Origin of the sequence: Streptomyces sp. Q6, from assembly GCF_036967205.1 — a bacterium.
GTDB lineage: Bacteria > Actinomycetota > Actinomycetes > Streptomycetales > Streptomycetaceae > Streptomyces > Streptomyces citrinus.
The window spans coordinates 4,141,740-4,161,431 of the sequence record NZ_CP146022.1 but is presented as its reverse complement, the minus strand read 5'-3'; the positions used below and the strand labels follow the sequence as shown (position 1 = coordinate 4,161,431).

Genomic DNA, 19,692 nt, shown 5'->3' with positions numbered 1-19,692 from the left:
GGCGGATTCCGCGAGGGGTGCGCCGCCGCCGCTGTCCCCGCCCGTGAACGAGGAACTCCTGGGAAGGTGCGCCATGGTGAAGGCAGCGCGGATGAGCATCTGGCTCGAGGACTCCGGGTCGAAGCCGTCCCGCAGTCGTCGCAGCGAGCAGCCGAGCGGCCTGGACCGGGAGCGGATCACCGACGCCACCGTGAAACTCCTCGACGCCGAGGGCCTCGCGAAGTTCTCCATGCGCCGCCTCGCGAGCGAACTCGGCGTCACCGCGATGTCCGTGTACTGGTACGTCGCCACCAAGGACGACCTGCTCGAACTCGCCCTCGACCGGGTCTTCGGCGAGCCCCGGCTGCCCGCGACGGACGCGACGGAGGAAGGGGACGCCCCGGACTGGCGCGAGCAGCTCAGGGAGCTGGCCGCCGAGTACCGGGCGCTCATCGTCCGCCACCCGTGGACCTCGACGCTGACCGGCAACTTCCTCAACGTGGGCCCGAACTCGCTGCTCTTCTCCCACGCCGTGCAGAAGGTCATCGCCGGTACCGGGCTCTCGCTGCCGCGCCAGCGCGGCGCGATCGCGTCCGTCTTCCAGTTCGTCTACGGGTACAGCACCATCGAGGGCCACTTCGTGCAGCGGTGCGCGGAGGCGGGGATGACGCAGGACGAGTACTTCCGTGAGGCGATGTCCGCCTTCCGGGCTCCGCCGGAGCTGGCCGACACCTTCCAGCACACCGAGGAGATGATGTCGGCGATCGAGGGCGGCGAATCGGTCGAGCAGATGCGCGACCTGGACTTCCAGGCCGCGCTCGATCTCCAGATCGCGGGCATCGAGGCCCTGGTGGCGCAGGAGGCGAAGCAGGCCGGTCGCTGAGGGCCGGCTACGCGAGGCGCGCCGGGAAGCCGCCGGTGGCGACCGGGCCCCACTTCTCGGGCGTGACGCGGATGATCGACTTCCCCTGCTTGATCATCGCCTCCCGGTACTCGTCCCAGTCCGGGTGCTCGCCGGAGATGGTGCGGAAGTACTCGACCAGCGGCTCGACCGAGTCGGGGGAGTCGATGACCTCCGCCGTCCCGTCGACCTGCACCCACGGCCCGTTCCACTCGTCGCTGAGGACGAGCACGCTGACGCGGGGGTTCCGCTTGGCGTTGCGGGTCTTGGCGCGCTCCGGGTACGTGGAGATGACGATCCGCCCGGCGTCGTCGACCCCGCAGGTCAGCGGTGAGGCCTGCGGGGTGCCGTCGGCACGGGCGGTGATCAACAGGGCGCGGTGGCGTGGGCGTACGAAGTCGAGCAACTCGTCCAGCAAGACGCGGGTGTTGGTCGCGATGTTCGGAGCCATGCGCCCAGCCTAATCATGCGGCGGGCAGCGAATCGCCCTGCACCGCCTGGATGTCGAGCTCCACCTTGAGCGTCGCGCCGATCGCCGCGATGCCGGCCTGGACGACCTGGTTGTAGTTCATGGCGAAGTCCTCGCGCTTCAGCTCGGCCGTCGCCTTGAACGCCGCGCGCGTGCCGCCCCACGGGTCGGCGCCGGTGCCCAGGTAGCTCAGGTCCAGGTCGACCGGGCGGGCGACGCCGCGCATGGTCAGCTCGCCGTGCACCGTCCAGCGGTCGGGGCCCGCCGGGCTGAGGCCGGTCGAGCGGTAGGTGAGCTCCGGGTAGGTCTCCACGTCCAGGAAGTCGGGCGACTTCAGGTGGCCGTCCCGCATGCCGTTGCCGGTGTCGATCGACGCCGCCCGGATGACCGCCTCGACCCGCGACTTCTCCACGTCCTGGGCGATGTCCACCCGCGCCCGGAAGTCCGTGAACCGCCCGTGCACCGAGGTGATCCCCAGGTGCTGCGCGGTCGCCGCGACCGCGGAGTGCGCGGGGTCGACCGTCCACGGTCCCGGCGGCGGCAGCTCGGCGCCGCCCTGCCGGGCGAGCACCACGGTGCCGACCTCGGCGCGGCCCGTCGCCGTCACCAGCGCGGTGGACGCGGCGGGCGCGTACCCCACGGCGGTCACGATCACGGTGTAGGGGCCGGGCGTCAGGGCGGACGCGTCGTGCACGGCCCCCTCGTCGTCGGCCTCGGCGCGCAGCACCTGCGCGCCCGTCATGTCGGTCACCGTGACGACGGCGTGCGGCAGAGCCCACCCGTCCCGCGTACGGATCCGCGCACTCAGTCCCATCGCTCACATCTCCTAGCTCAAGTTCTCACACACGTAAGGGAATCGAGTGCTCCCGCTACGTGAACGGGCCCCGGCCCGTGACGTCTCCGGCCGTCCCCTGCCGTTAACGACGCCACCGGGTCCGGGGCCCCTTTCCCACAACCGGACCGGTGCGGCTCCCGTCTCCGCTCGAAGCGGGAGCCGCGTACCTCACCCGGTCCGGGGTCTCGACTACTCGCCCGGGTGGGCGAGTTCGATGTCGTGGCCGTCCACGCCGCTGCCCTGCACGCTGAGGTGCGTGGCCACCGGCGGGTATCCGGTCGCGATGACCGTGTAGTCGCCGCCGTCCAGGTCGGTGAAGGCGTACGCGCCGTCCTCACCGGTGGTGGAGGTCGCGACCACGTTGCCCGCGGCGTCGATCAGCGTGACCCGCGCGTCGTTCAGGCTCTTGCCCGCGGCGCGCACGGTGCCCTGCACCTGGGAGCCGGAGTTGAGGTCGATCTCGACGCGGGTGACACCCGTGCCGCCGACCTCGACGGGCAGCGCCAGCGGACGGTGTCCGGCGGCGTTCACGGCCACCGTGACCTGACCGGGCACCAGCTCGGCGAAGGTGAACTCGCCCTCCTCGCCGGAGAGCCCGGTGGCGAGCACGTCACCGCGCACGTCCGTCACGATCACCATGGCGCCGACGACCGGAGCCTTGGTCTCCGCGGCCCTCACGACACCGCTGAGCCCGCTCGTCCCGCTGAGCAGGATGTCGTACGTGACCGGGTCCTCGCCGACGACCACCGTGGAGGCCTGCGGCTGGTAGCCGTCCGCCGAGGCGATCAGGACGTACGAGCCGGTGCCGGGGGCGTCGATCGCGTACGCGCCGTCGCCCTGGGCGACCGCGCGGCCCAGCTGCCGTCCCCCGAGGGAGATCAGCGTGACCGCGGCGCGCGGTACGGGAGCGGACTCGGCGCCGCGGACGAAGCCGTGCACCGGGGTGCCGCCCCCGGCGACCTGCGCCGGGATGTCGGACCCCGCGACGGACGCGACCGCCGCGAGCCGCTGCGTCTGCTGGTCGGCGGCGGGCTCGCCCGCACCGACCAGGCTCGGCACCTTCTCCGTGTCGACGACGGGAGCGGCGGCGGCCACGGGGGCGGCCGGGGCCGCGCTCTCACCGTTCGCGGCCTGCTCCAGAGCACCGGACGTACGCAGCGGAACCTCCTTGATGAAGAGCGTGACGATCAGCGCGAGGAACGCGACCGGGGCCACGTACAGGAAGATGTCGCCGATGCCGTGCCCGTACGCGCTCTCCAGCCACGTGCGGACGGGGGCCGGAAGGGCGTCCATGACCGGCAGCGAGCCACCGCCCGCGGCCTTCGCCGCGGCGGCCTGCGACTGCGGGTCGAGCGTGCCGATGGTGTCCTTCGCGTAGTGCGAGATACGCGTGGTCATGACCGAGCCGAGCGCCGAGACGCCGACCGCGCCACCGAGGGACCGGAAGAAGGTCACGACGGACGAGGCGGAACCGAGGTCCTTCGGCGCGACCTGGTTCTGCGTGCTCAGCACGAGGTTCTGCATCATCATGCCGACGCCGAGACCCATCAGCGCCATGAAGATCGCGAGGCGCCAGTACGGGGTGTCGTACCGCATGGTGCCGAGCAGCCCCAGACCCGCGGTCAGGAAGACACCGCCCGCGACCAGCCAGGCCTTCCACTTGCCGGTCTTGGTGATGACCTGGCCGGAGACGGTCGACGAGACGAACAGACCGGCGATCATCGGGATCGTCATGACACCCGACATCGTCGGCGTCTTGTCGCGCGCCAGCTGGAAGTACTGCGAGAAGTACACGGTGCCCGCGAACATCGCGACACCGACGAACAGGGAGGCGATCGAGGCGAGCGTGATCGTGCGGTTCCGGAACAGACGCAGCGGGATGATCGGCTCGCTGGCCTTGGACTCGACGAGCAGGAAGATCAGCGTGAGCACGACCGCGCCGCCGACCATGACACCGGTCTGCCACGACATCCAGTCGTACTTGTCGTCGGCGAAGGTGACCCAGATCAGGAGCAGGCAGACCGCGGCGGTGATGAAGAAGGCGCCGGCCCAGTCGACCTTCACCTTCCGCTTGGTCACCGGCAGGTGCAGCGTCTTCTGGAGCACGATCAGCGCGATGAGCGCGAAGGGCACACCGACGAAGAGGCAGTAGCGCCAGCCGAGCCAGTCGGTGTCGGTGATCACGCCGCCGAGCAGCGGGCCGCCGACGGTGGCGACGGCGAACGTCGCACCGAGGTAGCCGGAGTAACGGCCGCGCTCACGCGGGGAGATCATCGCGGCCATGATGATCTGCGCCAGGGCGGACAGACCGCCGGCGCCGATGCCCTGGATGGCACGCGCGGAGATCAGCATCGCGGGGTTCTGCGAGAACCCGGCGATCACCGATCCGACCACGTACACGACGAGGGCTATCTGGACCAGGGCCTTCTTGCTGAACAGGTCGGCCATCTTGCCCCACAGGGGCGTGGTGGCCGTCATGGCGAGCAGCGACGCGGTGACGACCCAGGTGTAGGCCGACTGTCCGCCGCCGAGGTCACCGATGATCTTCGGCAGGGCGTTGGAGACGATCGTCGACGAGATGATGGCGGCGAACATGCCGAGCAGCAGCCCGGACAGCGCCTCCATGATCTGCCGGTGCGTCATCGGCGCGCCGGAGTCGGGAGCGCCGCCTGAATGCTTGGCATGGCTGCCCCGCACACCGGCCGGTGTGGATGTTGCCATGGGAATCCTTTTCTCTTACGTCTGTTGCGGCTTGAGCAGGTGTGCGTGCATGAACGGTCTGTGGCTCAAGCGGGGGTACGCGTGGCGGTGGCCCGGCAGTCGCCGAAGCTGTCGCGCAGCCTGGTCATGAGGGCGATCAGCTGGTTCACCTCGTCGTCCGACCAGTCGCTCAGCCGGTCGGCCAGCAACTGGGTGGTGAGCTGGTTGAGCAGCTCCAGTTGCCGGTGTCCCTCGTCGGTGAGGGTCAGGATGCGTGAGCGCTTGTCGGAGGGATCGGCGTTCCGCTCGATCCAGCCACGGTCCGCGACATGGGCGACGTGTCGGCTGGCCACCGACATGTCGACGGCGAGCAGCTCGGCGAGCTTGCCCATGCGCATGTCGCCGTACCGCTTGAGAAGGGTGAGCACCGCGGCCGATCCGGCCGGGCAGTCGTGCGGCAGGATCCGCGCCATGTCTCTTTTGACGGCGCCGAAGGCGCTGAGCTGTCGTGCCAAGTCGTCGTAATGACGCTGTCCGGCCACAGCACCTCCTGACGTGGACCTTATTTGTTGCTTAGGGCAACCATAGAATCAGTTGGTTGCCGCAGGCAAACTAAAAGGGGCGTTCAAGCCTAAAAACACGGCAAAGGCAAGGTGTGAAGGGGTAAAGCCGCAGCTCAAGGGGGTTATGTGCTGGCTGTGGCGCCTGTGCCGGGGATTCGCTAGGGTCCTGGGCCATGGCACACAACCCCCAGGGCCCGGGCCCCGAAGGCAACTACGACCCCGCGGGCAGCACCCAGATGTTCCGCGCCTTCGTCGACGAGGGCGGCACCCCCACCCCGCGCGCGCAGGCGGCTCCGGTGAAGTCCGGACCCGGCGCGGGCCTGATCATCGGCATCGTCGTCGCGATCGTCGTGGTGGCCGCAGTGGCGTGGCTGGCGCTCAAGTAGGCGTCAGCCCGCAGGACTCAGCCCCACTGGACGTCGACGTCCCGTGTCTCGACGTGCATGCCGAGCGGTACGCGCCAGGAGTCGACGCACACGGTCCACGTCTTCTCCTTCTTCTCCCCGGCGCCGATGGGCACGGGAAGCTTCTGGGTGGTCACGACCGTCGCCCAGTCGACGCCCAGTGCGCCGATGACGTGCGTCCGGAACGTGACGGTGCCCGAACGCACGGCGGTGCCACCGGAGTTGACCAGTCTCAGCGTCACGTTCTGGCACCAGCGCTGATCGGCGTCCTTGAGGACGGGCTCGCTCACTGCGAGGGCGGCGGGCCCGGCCGGGGCCGAACTCCCCGGCGTACTGGGCGACTTGCTTCCCGTCCCGCTCCCCGGCCGCGTCGCCGACGACGACGGTCCGCGGGAGCCGGACGACCCCGACGATCCGGACGGCCGGGACGAGTCCGATGACGAGGACGAGCCGCCGGACGTGCCGGATGCCCCTGAAGAGTCTGCCGCGTCCGACGAGCCCGACGTGTCCGGCGACGAAGCGGACGAGGCGGACGACGGTGACGAAGGATCTCCATCCCCGGAGCCCCGCCGCTCCCCGGAGCGCCCCGCACCGGGCTGATCCAGCGGTACGAGCGTGACCTCGCCGGTCGGCGCGACCCCGCTCCCCGGTTCCGTGGGCGTGCCGCCGGCGGCGCCGACGGCCACGTAGCTCTCCCGTGCGTCGCCTCCGTCGAGCGCGACCACACCGGCCGCACCGAGACACACCACCACTACCGAGGCACCGCCCACAGCGACCCCGCGGCGCCCGCGCACCCACGTCCGTAGCATCGCGCCAGTGTGTCTGACGGTCCGTCAATTAGGAAGCCCGCGCGGCGAATCCGCCCCGCGGGCCCCAGGAGTGTGCGGCAGCGTCAGTCCGCGATCAGACCCTCGCGCAGCTGGGCCAGCGTCCGGGTGAGCAGCCGGGAGACGTGCATCTGGGAGATGCCGACCTCCTCGCCGATCTGCGACTGCGTCATGTTCGCGAAGAACCGCAGCATGATGATCCGGCGCTCGCGCGGCGGCAGCTTGGCGAGCAGCGGCTTGAGCGACTCGCGGTACTCGACGCCCTCCAGCGCGGTGTCCTCGTACCCGAGACGGTCCGCGAGGGAGCCCTCGCCGCCGTCGTCCTCGGGGGCGGGGGAGTCCAGGGACGACGCCGTGTAGGCGTTCCCCACCGCGAGGCCGTCGACGACGTCCTCCTCCGATACGCCGAGGACCGCGGCGAGTTCGGGGACGGTCGGCGAGCGGTCCAGCTTCTGCGCGAGCTCGTCGCTCGCCTTCGTCAGGGCCAGCCGCAGCTCCTGGAGGCGGCGCGGCACCCGCACCGACCAGGACGTGTCACGGAAGAACCGCTTGATCTCGCCGACCACGGTCGGCATCGCGAACGTCGGGAACTCGACCCCGCGCTCGCAGTCGAACCGGTCGATCGCCTTGATCAGGCCGATCGTGCCGACCTGGACGATGTCCTCCATCGGTTCGTTGCGGCTGCGGAAGCGGGCCGCCGCGTACCGCACCAGCGGCAGGTTCAACTCGATGAGGGTGTCGCGCACATAGGCCCGCTCGGGGCTGTGCTCGTCGAGCGCGGCAAGGCGCAGGAACAGGGAGCGGGACAGGGTGCGGGTGTCGATGGGCCCGGATGTCCCGGACGCGCCGGACGTCCTCGGGGCCTCCGGGGCCGGAGCCAGGGCCTGGGCCGGAACAGGAACAGGCGTGTCGGGCGTGAGCGTGAGCACCTTCGAGCTGCCCTGGTCTGCGGACATGCCACCCCCTTGAGGTCGCGGACGGTCGCGGCGGACGCTCCCGTCAGGTAGGAGCGCAGCCTCCACCTGAATACCGGACGTGGGGCTGCGCCAAACGCGCTTCCAGCAGAATGTCACATGTCGGCAACACGCTGTAGTGACATGTCGACATGGAAGGGGTGAAAACGCGCAGTTAACAGGGGGTGTGGCCGGAGTTGGCCGCGTTTCTGTCGGGAAATTGCCCCGTGGTCGGTCTACCCGATTCAGCTACGCGTCGATCCTATTTGCGGATCGAAGTCGCGCGAAGCTGCGGGCGAGGAGCCTTGACACATGCATCTGTGAGACACCGAGTTCGGCGCTGATCTGCGACTGCGTCAGGTTGCTGTAGTACCTGAGCAGCAGGATCCGCTGCTCCCGCTCGGGCAGCTGGACGAGCAGATGCCGTACGAGGTCGCGGTGTTCGACCCCGTCGAGCTCCGGGTCCTCGTAGCCGAGCCGGTCGAGCAGGCCCGGCATCCCGTCGCCCTCCTGCGCGGCCTCCAGCGACGTCGCGTGGTACGAGCGGCCCGCCTCGATGCAGGCGAGCACCTCGTCCTCGCCGATGCGCAGCCGCTCGGCGATCTCCGCCGTCGTGGGCGAGCGGCCGAAGGCCGTGGTGAGGTCCTCGCCGGCGGCGTTCACCTGCACCCACAGCTCGTGCAGGCGGCGCGGGACGTGCACCGTGCGGACGTTGTCCCGGAAGTAGCGCTTGATCTCGCCGACGACGGTCGGCATCGCGAAGGTCGGGAACTGCACGCCGCGGTCCGGGTCGAACCGGTCGATGGCGTTGATCAGGCCGATCGTGCCGACCTGGACGACGTCCTCCATCGGCTCGTTGCGGCTGCGGAAGCGGGCCGCCGCGTAGCGCACGAGCGGCAGGTTCGCCTCGATCAGGGCGCCGCGCACCCGGGAGTGCTCCGGGGTGCCCGGCAGCAGGTTCTTGAGCTGCCCGAAGAGCACCTGGGTGAGGGCCCGGGTGTCCGCGCCCCGGGTCGACTTCGCGGGTGCGGCCTGTGCGGCCTGTGCGGCCTGCTGGGGCTGTGCGTCCTGGGGAGCCTGTGCGGCCTCGGGAACCTGGGGGGCTTGCGGGGCCTGCGGGGCTTGAGGCGCAGTACTGGCCGGCACGGTCAACGCCACCTCTGTTTCCGTCAACTCATCGGTCAAAAGCGGTCATAGCATCACAAGACATGTGCACTGTGTGCAAGCACCGCATAACTACGTGTTGAAGGGCAAGTTGGGGCAGAAGACGTGGAACAGCCCCTCGCCGTTCCCGGCGAAGGGCTGTTCGGTGGTACCTCGATCGAGCGGCCGGCCCGGACGGGACGGAGGCGCGGAACGCGCGGCTGAGGGGCGCGCGCGGCCGACTCAGAACGCGTAGTCGGCGATGACCCACGTGGCGAACTCGCGCCACAGCGCTACGCCCGCCTGGTGTGCGGGGTGCTCGATGTACCGCTTCAGCGCATCGGTGTCCTCGACCGCCGAGTTGATCGCGAAGTCGTACGCGATGGGGCGGTCGGTGATGTTCCAGTCGCACTCCCAGAACGTCAGCTCCGGGATCTGCCCGCCCAGCGCGCGGAAGGCGGCCACGCCCTCGACGACGCGCGGTTCGTCGCGGCTCACACCGTCGTTGAGCTTGAAGAGGACCAGATGGCGGATCACGGCTGTGCTCTCCCGGGGGGCTGCTGGGGCTGGGTGCCTACTCGCCGCCGTTGACGACCCAGGTCATGAAGTCGCCGATGGACTGAGCGGCGGTCGAGACGCCCTCGAACCCTATCTGGACGTAGTCGGCGGCCTTGGCGGGGTCGGTGATGACCACATAGAGCACGAACACGATCCCGACGTAGAGCGCGATCTTCTTCGTCTGCACCACGTTCGGCCTCCCCGTGCCCGCTTCTGCCCACATCTGTTCCCCGTGTGGCCCCTGTTGCCGGGCGCGAGTCTATCCCGGGCGATCTCTCACCTGACCTTTAAGGACCAACGGCCCCCGAGGACAGGTCTTTTGCGGCTCCGGGGCGGGGCGGGAGGGGCGCAGCATTAGTGGTGAGCCCGGAGGGTCTGGCAGGAATCCGAAGGGCAGGGACGAGACCCCGACTGCGGGGTTCGCGCCGCGGCTTCCCCCCAAGGAGCGGCGCGGGCTTACGGGAGTCCGTCCTCATCGGGGGAAGCGGCTTGTCCCCCCGATGCCGCTTCCCCCGTCCAAGTGGGAGACGAGCCCCGGCGCCTCTGGTCAGGCGCCGGGGCTCCTTGCGTACGCGTGGACGGGCCGCCGCTGGACCGGGCATGCGGAACGCGACTGGGCACGCGGAACGCAACTGGACATGCAGAACGCCCCTCTTCCTCGGGAGACCCGTGGAAGAGGGGCGTTGTCAGCGGTAGCGGAGGGATTTGAACCCTCGGTGAGTTTCCCCACACTCGCTTTCGAGGCGAGCTCCTTCGGCCGCTCGGACACGCTACCGAGAGGAACTCTAGCCCAAAGATGGCCGTGGTCTGAAATCCGTTTCTCTGAAGAAGCGGGTCAAGGGTCGCGCGCACTCCTCGGCGAGCACTCCGGAGATCACTTCGGGGCGGTGGTTGAGCCGCCGGTCGCGGATCACGTCCCACAGGGATCCGGCGGCGCCGGCCTTCTCGTCGCGGGCGCCGTAGACGACACGGTCGAGGCGGGACTGGACGATCGCGCCCGCGCACATGGTGCACGGCTCCAGGGTCACGACGAGCGTGCAGCCGGTCAGCCGCCAGGAGCCCGCCCGGCGCCCGTCGGTGCCGTCGTCGTCGCCGGAGGCGGCGTGCAGGGCCTCGGCGGCCCGGCGGATCGCCAGGATCTCGGCGTGGGCGGTGGGGTCGCCGGTCAGCTCGCGTTCGTTGTGCGCGGTGGCGAGCACGGTGGTCCCGTCCGGCGCCAGGACCACGGCGCCGACGGGCACGTCGCCGGCCTGCGCGGCGAGCCCGGCCTCGGCCAGGGCCCGCCGCACGGACGGCTTCCAGGGATCCCGTACGAGATCACGTACGGACTCGTGATCGGGAACGGGATCGGGGGCGGGAGTGGGATCGGGTTCGGGGGGTGTCACGGCCTGGAATCTATCTCCGGGCGGTCAGCGCACCGTTTCGAGCACCTCCGCGGCACCCAGCGCGTCGGCGATCTCGCTCAGCGCGTCCGCCCCGTCGAGGGCGAGCAACTCCTTCTCGGAGACGCCCAGGTCGACGAGGATCACGGTGTCGCCGAGCGGGCCCGAGGGGACCGCGTCGGCGCCGGTGACGACGGCCTCGTCGTCGGCTTCCGCCTCGGTCGAGTCCTCCGGTTCACCGTCCTCGGTGCCGTCCAGGTCCAGGGCGTCGAGTTCGTCGGCGCCCACCGGATCCTTGCCGAGCAGCTCGTCGGTGAGCAGGATCTCGCCGTAACTGCTGCGGGCTGCTGCCGCGGCGTCCGAGACGTAGATGCGAGGGTCGTCCTCGCCGTCCACGCGGACGACGCCGAACCACGCGTCCTCCTGTTCGATGAAGATGAGGATCGTGTCGTCCTCGGCGCCGGCCTCGGCCGCCGCCTCGCGGGCCAGGTCGGACAGGTCCGACAGGGTCTCCACGTCGTCGAGCTCTGTGTCGCTCGCTTCCCACCCGTCTTCGGTGCGCGCGAGCAGTGCGGCGAAGTACACCGTGACTCTCCCACTGGTCTCAGGTGTGCCGGTTGGAGGTCCCCCCGGCGGAGTCTTGGATGCGGGCGGCGCAGTTCAAGCCCCGCCCACTCGGAATCGTGGCAGAAACTACGCCTTCAGGAGAGGTCTTCCGTGCGCTGTGTTGGCGTCGCGTCCTCACAGCCCGTGTCTGGTGTGAGGCGCGTCACCCGCACGTCACCGGTGTGTCACCAGCGAAAGGTGCGCATCCGCATCTGCTGACGCATCCGTGCGGCCCGCGCGCGCCGCGGCTGGACGCGGGCGCGCAGCTCGCGGGCTTCGGTGAGTTCGCGCAGGAACAGGGCGCGGCGGCGCCTGCGTTCGGCGTCCGTCTCCGCCTCATGATCCGCGGATCCCGGATCCCGGTCGGGCTGTTCTCGGCGCTGTTGGTCCGGCATGAGCCACACCACCACCCCAGGTCCCCTCGGCCGACAGGTTCCTTCCACTTTCCCTCCGCGCGGGCCTTTGATGCGAGCGGGAGCCGGGGTGGTGGGGCCCGGTTACTGTTGAGGACATGCGGATTCACGTCGTCGACCACCCGCTGGTGGCGCACAAACTCACCACGCTGCGCGACAAGCGCACCGACTCCCCGACCTTCCGGCGCCTCGCCGACGAGCTGGTCACCCTGCTCGCCTACGAGGCGACCCGGGACGTGCGCACCGAGCAGGTCGACATCGAGACCCCGGTGACGGCGACGACCGGCGTGAAGCTGTCGTACCCGCGTCCGCTGGTGGTGCCGATCCTGCGCGCCGGTCTCGGCATGCTCGACGGCATGGTGCGGCTGCTCCCGACCGCCGAGGTCGGCTTCCTCGGCATGGTCCGCAACGAGGAGACGCTCCAGGCCTCCACGTACGCGACCCGCATGCCGGACGACCTCTCCGGCCGCCAGGTCTACGTCCTCGACCCGATGCTCGCCACGGGCGGCACGCTCGTCGCGGCCATCCAGGAGCTGATCAAGCGCGGCGCGGACGACGTCACGGCCGTGGTCCTGCTCGCCGCCCCCGAGGGCGTCGAGATCATGGAGCGCGAGCTGGCGGGCACCCCGGTGACCGTCGTGACCGCGTCGGTCGACGAGCGGCTCAACGAGAACGGCTACATCGTCCCCGGCCTCGGTGACGCGGGCGACCGGATGTACGGCGCCGCCGAATAGCCACGCGAAGGCCGCGGCCGCGACTGCTCGGGGTGTTCCTGAGCAGTCGCGGCCGCGGCCTTTTCACGTCCGTCGTGTGCCGGTTCCTCGGCGCTGTCGGGTCCTAGGCGCAGCTCGGCGAGGAGGACGGCGCCGGCTTCGGATGGGTCAGGGCCGTCAGGGCCTTGTCAGCGTCCGCCTTGGGCGTCAGGTTCTTGAACTGCGTGCCGAGGATCAGGTCGACCTCGGTGAGCTTGTCCCGGGTGTCCGCCTTGAGCTCGGCGCCGGTCAGCTGCGTGCCGAGGACGGGCAGCGCCGCGTCCGTCGCCTTCGTCGCGCCCAGCAGTATCCCGGTGCCCTTGACCTTCTTGTCGTACGCCTTCGTGGCGTTCCCCACATCGCCGATCTTGAAGCCGCGCTTCTTCAGCTCGTCGGCGGTCTCCTTGGCCAGGCCGCTGCGGGGCGTGGCGTTGAAGACGTTCACCGTGATCTGGGCCGGGGCGGGGAGCTTCTTGGGATCGGCGGCCCTGGCGGCGGACGGCGACGCGCTCGGCGACGTGGTGCAGTGCGCGGGGCCCGGGCCCGCCGCGCTGGCCTTGTCGCCGCCGGTGAAGACGTGGACGAGCTGGAGCGTGCCCCAGCTGATCAGGCCGATCGCGGCGACGGACGCCACGACGGCGAGCACGATCCTGCTGCGCGGACGACCTCGCCGCATACGGGGGTATTTGTCTCCCGTGATGCGGTATTTGCCGCCCATGCCGGGGGGAGTGAGCATGCTCATGGGCGCAGCGTAGTGCGGCTCGGCGACGATGCCTATTAAATGATCACGGGCAGTCGCCCAGTCCAACCCGAAAGGGCCAATGCGGACAGCGGCGGGTGGCGTCAGCCCAGCTCGAGGACGCGGGCGTGCAGCACCTGGCGCTGCTGGAGCGCGGCGCGGACCGCGCGGTGCAGTCCGTCCTCCAGGTACAGGTCGCCCTGCCACTTCACGACGTGCGCGAAGAGGTCGCCGTAGAACGTCGAGTCCTCGGCGAGCAGGGTCTCCAGGTCGAGCTGCCCCTTGGTCGTCACCAACTGATCGAGGCGGACCGGGCGCGGCGCGACGTCCGCCCACTGCCGGGTGCTTTCCCGGCCGTGGTCGGGGTACGGCCGGCCGTTTCCGATGCGCTTGAAGATCACACGGAAAGCCTACCGGGCAAGGCTCTCCGGGCGCAGCCATGAAGACGGAGTGCAACCCTGGGAAATACCGCCCTGAAATGGGGCGTAATGGGAACACTCAAGCCGGGGACAGGGGCCTGAAATGAGTGACAGCGAGCCGATCGCGGGCGGGCCGGAGAGCGGGGAGGTCTCGTCCGGGGTACGGCGAGGCGCCGCGTTGACGCCGGGGGCGGAGCGGCCCCGCGGCCGGTTCGTGCCGCCGAGCGCTCCGGCGACCGCGGTCGCCGCCCCCGAGGACCCGCCGCCCGCCGCCGCCGATCCGGACCAGGCCGCCGCGCCGCACCCCGAGGCCGTGACCGGGGCCCCCGCGCTGTCCGCCGAGGCGCTGGAGATCGCCGCCGGGTACGCGTTCACCGGCCCGGCGCTCGACCTCGGTGCCCTGCTGTGGGACGGGCGGTGCCACGCGGACGCGCAGATCCGCATCCCGCTGCCCATGCTCAACCGGCACGGGCTGGTCGCCGGCGCCACCGGCACCGGCAAGACGAAGACGCTGCAACTCATCGCCGAGCAGTTGTCCGCGCAGGGCGTGCCCGTGTTCCTGGCCGACATCAAGGGCGACGTGTCCGGGATCTCGGCGCCCGGCGAGGACGGCGCGAAGGTGCGGGAGCGGGCCGGGCAGGTCGGCCAGGAGTGGTCGGCCACCGGATTCCCCTGCGAGTTCTACGCGCTGGGGGCGGCCGGCGGCGGCATCCCGCTGCGGGCGACCATCACGAGTTTCGGCCCCGTTCTGCTGTCGAAGGTGCTTCAGCTGAACCAGACCCAGGAGCAGTCGCTGGGGCTGATCTTCCATTACGCGGACCAGAAGGGCCTGGAGCTCGTCGACCTGAAGGACCTGCGGGCGGTCGTCACGTTCCTGACGTCCGACGAGGGCAAGCCGGAGCTGAAGGGGATCGGCGGTCTGTCGACGGTGACGGCCGGGGTGATCCTGCGGGCGCTGACGTCCTTCGAGGCGCAGGGCATGGGCGACTTCTTCGGGGAGCCGGAGTTCGACACGAGCGAGCTGCTGCGGGCGGCGCCCGACGGCCGCGGGCTGGTGTCCGTACTGGAGCTGCCGGGGGTCCAGGACAAGCCGCAGCTGTTCTCGACGTTCCTGATGTGGCTGCTCGCCGATCTGTTCCAGCGGCTGCCCGAGGTCGGGGACGTGGAGAAGCCGAAGCTGGTCTTCTTCTTCGACGAGGCGCATCTGCTGTTCAACGGTGCGTCGAAGGCGTTCCTGGAGGCCATCACGCAGACCGTGCGGCTGATCCGGTCGAAGGGCGTCGGGGTCTTCTTCGTGACGCAGACGCCGAAGGACGTGCCCGGCGACGTGCTCGCGCAGCTCGGCAACCGCGTCCAGCACGCGCTGCGCGCCTTCACGCCCGACGACCAGAAGGCGCTGAAGGCGACCGTGAAGACCTTCCCGAACTCGGCGTACGACCTGGAGGAGCTGCTCACCTCGCTCGGCACCGGCGAGGCCGTGATCACCGTGCTGAGCGAGAAGGGCGCGCCGACGCCCGTGGCGGCGACGCGGCTGCGGGCGCCGGAGTCGCTGATGGGGCCGGTGGAGGCGGGGGCACTGGACGCGGCGGTGAAGGGATCGCTCCTGTACTCGCGGTACGCGGACGCCGTGGACCGGGAGTCGGCGTACGAGAAGCTCACGGCCCAGGAGGCGCAGACCGAGGCTCGCAAGCAGGCCGAGGCGGAGGCCATCGCCGCGGAGAAGGCGCGGAAGGCGGCGGGGCGGGGGCGTCCGGCGCAGGACGCGTCGGTCGTGGACCAGGTGGTGGGGAGCGGGATCTTCAAGTCCCTGGCGCGGTCCGTGGGGACGCAGCTGGGGCGGGAGATCTCCCGGTCGATCTTCGGTACGCGGCGCCGCTGAGCGGCGCAGGCCCCTGCGGCGACGGAGCAGCGGGGCCCGGGTCCGAGCCCCGCGGCCCGAGCGCGATCGGGCCCGAGCCGGCCGGCACCCCGCACGGGCTGCCGGCCGGCCGCACATCAGCGCGCGTCCTTCTCCGGCGGAGCCGTCGGCGTGCGGTCGTCGCGGAGCGGCCGCGGGCGCTGCTGGGTGCGGGCGTCGCGGGCCGCCTCCGCGCGCAGGAGGGCGCGGAGCAGGGCGTACGGGTCCTTGGGCATGGGGAGCGTCCTTTCGGTGCTTGAGGGGTGGTCCGGTCGGTGCCGGGGGCCTCAGCAGCGCAGGACGACGGTGCGCAGGACGCGGTGGGAGGGGCGGACGAGGTGGTCGGTGGTGGCCGGGACGAGCGGGGCCGGGGTCGGACCCGGCGCGACGCGCGGGGTCGTGGGCAGCCGGGTGGGGTGGCCGGTGGGCAGTCGCAGGGCGGCCTCGGCGGTGTCCTGGTGGAGCTCGCCGGGTTCGCAGGAGGCCGTGGCCGGCGGCGGGGCGCTCGCGTCGGCCGGGGCCGCGGCGAGCGGGGCCAGGAGCAGCACGGCGACCGTCAGGAGCGCACGCGCCCACGCCAGGGCGCGGCGGCCCGGGGCGGCGGTGGACGTGACGGCGCTCATGCACGTCATGTGTCCCCCGGCCGGGCCCCTGACGTGCTCCGCGCCGCCAGATCCGCCCTCTTGGGCTACGCGGACGGCGCTGCGCTGACGCGGGGGCCCGGGGCCGCGGCCACCGGAGGGCCCAGGACGCCCTCTCGTGACGCCCTCTCGTGACGCTAGGAGGTCGTGCCGGCGGCCTTCGCCGCCTTCGCCGCGGCCTTCATCTCCTGCTTGTGCGCGCGGACCTTCGCGAGGGACTCCGGGCCGGTGATGTCCGCGACCGAGCGGAACGCCTTCGCCTCGCCGTACGCGCCCGCCGCCTCGCGCCAGCCCTGGGGGCGCACCCCGAGCTGCTTGCCGAGCAGGGCGAGGAAGATCTGGGCCTTCTGCTTGCCGAAGCCGGGCAGGTCGTTGAGGCGCCGCAGGAGTTCGTCGCCGGTGCCGACGCCGTCCCACACGGCGGCCGCGTCGCCGTCGTAGTGCTCGACCAGGTACTGGCACAGCTGCTGGACGCGCTTGGCCATCGAGCCGGGGTAGCGGTGCACGGCCGGCTTCGCGGAGAGCAGCGCGGCGAAGGTCTCGGGGTCCTGGGCGGCGATCTCGTGGGCGTCGAGGTCGTCGGCGTCCAGGCGCGTGGCGATCGTGCGCGGCCCCGCGAACGCCCACTCCATGGGCACCTGCTGGTCGAGCAGCATCCCGACGAGTGCGGCGAGCGGACTGCGGCCGAGGAGCTCGTCGGCGGCGGGGTCCTGGGCGAGGTGGAGGGTGCGGTGGGGAGTCTTCGCGCTGCTCATACGTCGATGATCGCGCCGCCGCCCGGAGGGCGCTACCGCCCGGAGGACGCGATGCGGCTTAGGTTAGGCTCCCCTAAGAAATTGTGGATGTGAGGTGGGGGAACCGTGACCGTCGGTGGTGCACCGGACTTCGAGCTGTTCCGTGACGCGTGGGGGATCCCGCACCTGCGCGCGGGGGACGCGGCGGCGCTCGCGTACGCCCAGGGGCACGTGACCGCCCTCGACCGGGCCTGGCAGCTGGAGGTGGAGCGGCACCGGATGCTCGGCACCAGTGCCGCGTTCCTCGGCGACGAGGCGGCCGGCTGGGACCGGTTCGCCCGGCAGGCACGGCTCGCCGACACCGCGCGCCGGTGCTACGCGGCGCTGGACGAGCCCACGCGGGCCTGGGTGGCCGCCTACGTCGACGGAGTCAACGGCGGGCTCGCCCACGGCGCCGCCCGCGCACCGGAGTTCGGGCGGACCGGCCTCGCGCCCGGCCGGTGGGAGGCGTGGACGCCGCTCGGGGTGTGGCTGTCGACGCACGTGCTGTTCGCCGGGTTCCCGGGGAAGCTGTGGCGCGACGAGGTCGTGCGGCGGCTCGGGCCCGACGCCGTGGAGCTGTTCGCCACCGACGGGCCCGGCACCTCGGGCAGCAACGGCTGGCTGGTCGACGGGGCGCGCGGCGCCGGCGGCGCCGCGCTGATCGCCGGGGACCCGCACCGGTTCATCGAGGACCCGGGCGTGTACCAGCAACTGCGCCTGTCCTGCCCGGAGTTCGACGTCGCCGGACTCGCCGTGCCGGGAGTGCCCGGCATCGGTCACTTCGGGCACGCGGGCGGGGTCGCCTGGGCCATCACCAACGCCATGGCCGACTACCAGGACCTGTACCGGGAGCGGCTGCGGCGTACCGGCGACGGCGGCGTCGAGGCGTTCGGACCCGGCGGGTGGTACGCCGCGCAGGTGCATGACGACGACGGCGTCGAGGTCGTCGAGACCGAGCGGGGCGTCGTCGTCATCGGCGGCCCCGACGACGAGGAGGCCGTCAGCCTGCGGCAGCCCGCCCGTGTCTACGAGAACCTGGGGTTCGCGGCGATGCGCGCGCTCCTGCACGCCAGGACCGTCGCCGACGTCGACCGCGCCTTCGACGGCTGGGCCGAGCCGGTCAACGTGGTCCTCGCCGCCGACACCGAGGGCGGCCTGCTGCACCGGGTCGCCGGCACCGTCCCCGTGCGCGACCCCGAGAACAGAGTGCGGGTGGTCCCCGCGTGGGAGGAGCGGTACGCGTGGCGGGGGCGGTACGAGCCGCTGCCGCGCGCCGACGTCGCGGGCGGGGTCGCCGTCATGGCCAACGAACGCTCACTGGCGGCGCCGCTGGGCGCCGAGTTCGCGCCCCCGCACCGGGCCCGGCGCATCGCCGCGCTGCTCGGCGAGCGCGCGACCTGGGACGCCGACACCATGGCGGACATCCACACGGACACCGAACTCGCCTCCGCAACGCCCTTGTTGGAGCTGGTCGAGCGGCTCGACGGGCTGTCCGCCGAGGCGGCCGAGCTGCGCGCGTCGCTCCTCCACTGGGACCGGCGGATGGCCGCGGGCAGCGTGCGCGCCGCCACGTACGCGCGGGTCAGGTCCGCCGTCGTGCGGCGCCTCGCCGCCCACCCCGCGCTGGCGCCGCTGACCGGGCTCATGCCCGCGTACCCGGAGATCTTCCGGCCCTGGCTCGCGCTGGTGCCGAGGGTCGCGTACGGCCTGGAGAATCTCCTGATGGCCCATCACATCCCGTACGCGGACCGCCTGTCGGCCGTGCGGGAAGCGGTCGAGGAGACCGCGGAGGCCACGGCCGGCGAGCCCGGGACGACCTGGGGCGAGCTGCACCGGCTCGCGCCCTGGCAGGCGCTGCACGATCCGGACGCCGACTGGCCCGCGCTCGACGGCGACCACGACTGCGTGCTGTCCACGTCGAGCGTGCCCGGCCTCAGCGACCGGGCCGCGCGCGGCCCCGCCGCCCGCTACGTCTGGGACCTGGCGCGCCGGGAGAACAGCCGCTGGATCGTGCCGTTCGGCGCGTCCGGGGTGCCGGGGTCCGCGCACCACCGCGACCAGCTGCCGCTGTGGCTGCGCGGCGAACTCGTCCCGCTCGTCACCGACTTCGCCCACCTGACCGAGGAGACCCCCATGACCGACGCCACGCCCGCACCCGATCTGACCGACGTGTACGAGAAGCGGGTCGACGGCTTCGGCACCTTCCGTCTCACGCCCGTCGACCCGGCCGGCGCCGACATCGACGTCCTGTACGCGTGGGTGCGCGAGGAGCGGGCCGCGTTCTGGGGCATGACGGAGATCGGGTGCGACGACGTACGCGACATCTACGCGCACATGGCCACGCTCGACACGCACCACGCCTACCTCGTCCGCCTCGACGGCCGCCCGGTCGCGCTCTTCCAGACGTACGAGCCCGAGGCCGACCGGGTCAGCGAGTGCTACGAGGTGCGGGACGGCGACGTCGGCGTCCACCTGCTCGTGGGTCCGGCCGAGGAGAGCGGCGGGGTGCGCGGGTTCACCGGCGCGCTGGTCGACGTACTGACCGGATACGCGCTCGACGAGCTCGGCCGTCAGCGGCTGGTGGCGGAGCCGGACGCGCGCAACGCGAAGGCGATCGCGCTGTTCGCCCGGACCGGGTTCGAGTCGGCCGGGGAGATCGTGCTGCCGGAGGTGAACCTGCCGGAGGTCCACCTCCCGGCGAAGCGAGCGCAACTGGCCTTCTACACACGCTAGGT

The 19,692-nt window shown here is 71.5% G+C and carries 23 protein-coding genes and 1 tRNA gene; 6 read left to right on the top strand and 18 right to left on the bottom strand.

The genetic code is table 11. The features are described from left to right. Positions 1 to 91 precede the first annotated feature (91 nt). On the top strand, positions 92 to 862 hold the full coding sequence (locus tag V2W30_RS19470; RefSeq protein ID WP_338698230.1) for a TetR/AcrR family transcriptional regulator: 771 nt from the start codon (positions 92 to 94) through the stop codon (positions 860 to 862). 7 nt (positions 863 to 869) lie between these two features. On the opposite strand, the gene V2W30_RS19465 is transcribed toward V2W30_RS19470, so the two are convergent. From V2W30_RS19465 to V2W30_RS19450, 4 genes are all read right to left on the bottom strand, one after another. Beyond that, positions 870 to 1,331, bottom strand: coding sequence for a PPOX class F420-dependent oxidoreductase (locus V2W30_RS19465; protein ID WP_338698228.1), 462 nt, complete (start codon positions 1,329 to 1,331; stop codon positions 870 to 872). Between the two features lie 13 nt (positions 1,332 to 1,344). Next, on the bottom strand, positions 1,345 to 2,163 hold the full coding sequence (locus V2W30_RS19460; protein ID WP_338698226.1) for a YceI family protein: 819 nt from the start codon (positions 2,161 to 2,163) through the stop codon (positions 1,345 to 1,347). A 210-nt stretch (positions 2,164 to 2,373) separates the two neighbouring features. Beyond that, positions 2,374 to 4,905, bottom strand: coding sequence for an MFS transporter (locus tag V2W30_RS19455; protein WP_338698225.1), 2,532 nt, complete (start codon positions 4,903 to 4,905; stop codon positions 2,374 to 2,376). Positions 4,906 to 4,970: 65 nt separating this feature from the next. Beyond that, positions 4,971 to 5,426 carry a MarR family winged helix-turn-helix transcriptional regulator gene (locus tag V2W30_RS19450; protein WP_338698223.1) on the bottom strand — a complete coding sequence of 152 codons (456 nt, stop codon included), beginning with the start codon at positions 5,424 to 5,426 and terminating at the stop codon, positions 4,971 to 4,973. Between the two features lie 194 nt (positions 5,427 to 5,620). Here V2W30_RS19450 and V2W30_RS19445 point away from each other — a divergent pair, with 194 nt between their 5' ends. Continuing rightward, a complete protein-coding gene (locus tag V2W30_RS19445) occupies positions 5,621 to 5,833 on the top strand; it encodes a hypothetical protein (protein WP_338698221.1) in 213 nt (70 codons plus the stop codon). 17 nt (positions 5,834 to 5,850) lie between these two features. Here the strand turns inward: V2W30_RS19445 and V2W30_RS19440 are convergent, their stop codons facing one another. Beyond that, positions 5,851 to 6,141: a hypothetical protein gene (locus tag V2W30_RS19440; protein WP_338698219.1), complete on the bottom strand. Its 291-nt coding sequence runs from the start codon at positions 6,139 to 6,141 to the stop codon at positions 5,851 to 5,853. Positions 6,142 to 6,193: 52 nt separating this feature from the next. Here V2W30_RS19440 and V2W30_RS19435 point away from each other — a divergent pair, with 52 nt between their 5' ends. Continuing rightward, positions 6,194 to 6,451 (top strand): hypothetical protein, encoded by a 258-nt coding sequence (locus V2W30_RS19435; RefSeq protein WP_338698217.1) that lies wholly within the window; start codon positions 6,194 to 6,196, stop codon positions 6,449 to 6,451. A gap of 292 nt (positions 6,452 to 6,743) precedes the next feature. On the opposite strand, the gene V2W30_RS19430 is transcribed toward V2W30_RS19435, so the two are convergent. The 8 genes from V2W30_RS19430 to V2W30_RS19395 all read right to left on the bottom strand — a co-directional run bounded on the left by V2W30_RS19430 (position 6,744) and on the right by V2W30_RS19395 (position 11,715). Next, positions 6,744 to 7,634 (bottom strand): RNA polymerase sigma factor SigF, encoded by an 891-nt coding sequence (locus V2W30_RS19430; RefSeq protein ID WP_338698214.1) that lies wholly within the window; start codon positions 7,632 to 7,634, stop codon positions 6,744 to 6,746. Between the two features lie 246 nt (positions 7,635 to 7,880). Further along, positions 7,881 to 8,777: an RNA polymerase sigma factor SigF gene (locus V2W30_RS19425; RefSeq protein ID WP_425244566.1), complete on the bottom strand. Its 897-nt coding sequence runs from the start codon at positions 8,775 to 8,777 to the stop codon at positions 7,881 to 7,883. A gap of 240 nt (positions 8,778 to 9,017) precedes the next feature. Continuing rightward, on the bottom strand, positions 9,018 to 9,311 hold the full coding sequence (locus V2W30_RS19420; RefSeq protein WP_338698212.1) for a Dabb family protein: 294 nt from the start codon (positions 9,309 to 9,311) through the stop codon (positions 9,018 to 9,020). A gap of 37 nt (positions 9,312 to 9,348) precedes the next feature. Then, on the bottom strand, positions 9,349 to 9,555 hold the full coding sequence (locus V2W30_RS19415; RefSeq protein ID WP_338698211.1) for a hypothetical protein: 207 nt from the start codon (positions 9,553 to 9,555) through the stop codon (positions 9,349 to 9,351). Positions 9,556 to 10,022: 467 nt separating this feature from the next. Then, positions 10,023 to 10,107, bottom strand: a tRNA-Ser gene (locus V2W30_RS19410). Between the two features lie 10 nt (positions 10,108 to 10,117). After that, complete coding sequence (locus V2W30_RS19405) at positions 10,118 to 10,717, bottom strand: nucleoside deaminase (RefSeq protein WP_425244565.1); 600 nt, start codon at positions 10,715 to 10,717, stop codon at positions 10,118 to 10,120. 24 nt (positions 10,718 to 10,741) lie between these two features. Continuing rightward, the gene (locus V2W30_RS19400; protein WP_338698210.1) at positions 10,742 to 11,299 is read right to left on the bottom strand and encodes a hypothetical protein; all 558 of its coding nucleotides are present in this window, start codon (positions 11,297 to 11,299) and stop codon (positions 10,742 to 10,744) included. A 206-nt stretch (positions 11,300 to 11,505) separates the two neighbouring features. Continuing rightward, a complete protein-coding gene (locus V2W30_RS19395; protein WP_338698209.1) occupies positions 11,506 to 11,715 on the bottom strand; it encodes a hypothetical protein in 210 nt (69 codons plus the stop codon). A gap of 116 nt (positions 11,716 to 11,831) precedes the next feature. Here V2W30_RS19395 and upp point away from each other — a divergent pair, with 116 nt between their 5' ends. Continuing rightward, a complete protein-coding gene (gene upp, locus V2W30_RS19390; protein WP_255977784.1) occupies positions 11,832 to 12,467 on the top strand; it encodes a uracil phosphoribosyltransferase in 636 nt (211 codons plus the stop codon). A gap of 103 nt (positions 12,468 to 12,570) precedes the next feature. On the opposite strand, the gene V2W30_RS19385 is transcribed toward upp, so the two are convergent. Both V2W30_RS19385 and V2W30_RS19380 read right to left on the bottom strand, forming a co-directional pair. Then, entirely contained in the window at positions 12,571 to 13,227 is a 657-nt protein-coding gene (locus V2W30_RS19385) for a LytR C-terminal domain-containing protein (protein WP_338698208.1), read from the bottom strand. 101 nt (positions 13,228 to 13,328) lie between these two features. Beyond that, on the bottom strand, positions 13,329 to 13,625 hold the full coding sequence (locus tag V2W30_RS19380; protein WP_003955420.1) for a type II toxin-antitoxin system VapB family antitoxin: 297 nt from the start codon (positions 13,623 to 13,625) through the stop codon (positions 13,329 to 13,331). A gap of 121 nt (positions 13,626 to 13,746) precedes the next feature. Between V2W30_RS19380 and V2W30_RS19375 the strand changes: the two genes are divergently transcribed. Next, entirely contained in the window at positions 13,747 to 15,522 is a 1,776-nt protein-coding gene (locus V2W30_RS19375) for a helicase HerA-like domain-containing protein (RefSeq protein WP_338698207.1), read from the top strand. Positions 15,523 to 15,638: 116 nt separating this feature from the next. Here the strand turns inward: V2W30_RS19375 and V2W30_RS19370 are convergent, their stop codons facing one another. The 3 genes from V2W30_RS19370 to V2W30_RS19360 form a co-directional block, all read right to left on the bottom strand. Continuing rightward, a complete protein-coding gene (locus tag V2W30_RS19370) occupies positions 15,639 to 15,776 on the bottom strand; it encodes a hypothetical protein (RefSeq protein ID WP_338698206.1) in 138 nt (45 codons plus the stop codon). 51 nt (positions 15,777 to 15,827) lie between these two features. After that, positions 15,828 to 16,163 (bottom strand): hypothetical protein, encoded by a 336-nt coding sequence (locus V2W30_RS19365; RefSeq protein WP_338698205.1) that lies wholly within the window; start codon positions 16,161 to 16,163, stop codon positions 15,828 to 15,830. 155 nt (positions 16,164 to 16,318) lie between these two features. Further along, complete coding sequence (locus tag V2W30_RS19360) at positions 16,319 to 16,936, bottom strand: HhH-GPD-type base excision DNA repair protein (RefSeq protein WP_338698204.1); 618 nt, start codon at positions 16,934 to 16,936, stop codon at positions 16,319 to 16,321. Between the two features lie 105 nt (positions 16,937 to 17,041). Here V2W30_RS19360 and V2W30_RS19355 point away from each other — a divergent pair, with 105 nt between their 5' ends. Further along, positions 17,042 to 19,690, top strand: a complete 2,649-nt coding sequence (locus V2W30_RS19355) for a GNAT family N-acetyltransferase (protein WP_338698203.1) — start codon at positions 17,042 to 17,044, stop codon at positions 19,688 to 19,690. Positions 19,691 to 19,692 lie beyond the last annotated feature (2 nt).

Bases quoted from the DNA above. Each gene is read 5' to 3' on its own strand.
- V2W30_RS19470 (WP_338698230.1), top strand. From the start codon at position 92: ATGAGCATCTGGCTCGAGGACTCCGGGTCGAAGCCGTCCCGCAGTCGT.
- V2W30_RS19465 (WP_338698228.1), bottom strand. From the start codon at position 1,331: ATGGCTCCGAACATCGCGACCAACACCCGCGTCTTGCTGGACGAGTTG.
- V2W30_RS19460 (WP_338698226.1), bottom strand. From the start codon at position 2,163: ATGGGACTGAGTGCGCGGATCCGTACGCGGGACGGGTGGGCTCTGCCG.
- V2W30_RS19455 (WP_338698225.1), bottom strand. From the start codon at position 4,905: ATGGCAACATCCACACCGGCCGGTGTGCGGGGCAGCCATGCCAAGCAT.
- V2W30_RS19445 (WP_338698221.1), top strand. From the start codon at position 5,621: ATGGCACACAACCCCCAGGGCCCGGGCCCCGAAGGCAACTACGACCCC.
- V2W30_RS19430 (WP_338698214.1), bottom strand. From the start codon at position 7,634: ATGTCCGCAGACCAGGGCAGCTCGAAGGTGCTCACGCTCACGCCCGAC.
- V2W30_RS19415 (WP_338698211.1), bottom strand. From the start codon at position 9,555: ATGTGGGCAGAAGCGGGCACGGGGAGGCCGAACGTGGTGCAGACGAAG.
- V2W30_RS19395 (WP_338698209.1), bottom strand. From the start codon at position 11,715: ATGCCGGACCAACAGCGCCGAGAACAGCCCGACCGGGATCCGGGATCC.
- upp (WP_255977784.1), top strand. From the start codon at position 11,832: ATGCGGATTCACGTCGTCGACCACCCGCTGGTGGCGCACAAACTCACC.
- V2W30_RS19385 (WP_338698208.1), bottom strand. From the start codon at position 13,227: ATGAGCATGCTCACTCCCCCCGGCATGGGCGGCAAATACCGCATCACG.
- V2W30_RS19375 (WP_338698207.1), top strand. From the start codon at position 13,747: ATGAGTGACAGCGAGCCGATCGCGGGCGGGCCGGAGAGCGGGGAGGTC.
- V2W30_RS19370 (WP_338698206.1), bottom strand. From the start codon at position 15,776: ATGCCCAAGGACCCGTACGCCCTGCTCCGCGCCCTCCTGCGCGCGGAG.
- V2W30_RS19365 (WP_338698205.1), bottom strand. From the start codon at position 16,163: ATGAGCGCCGTCACGTCCACCGCCGCCCCGGGCCGCCGCGCCCTGGCG.
- V2W30_RS19360 (WP_338698204.1), bottom strand. From the start codon at position 16,936: ATGAGCAGCGCGAAGACTCCCCACCGCACCCTCCACCTCGCCCAGGAC.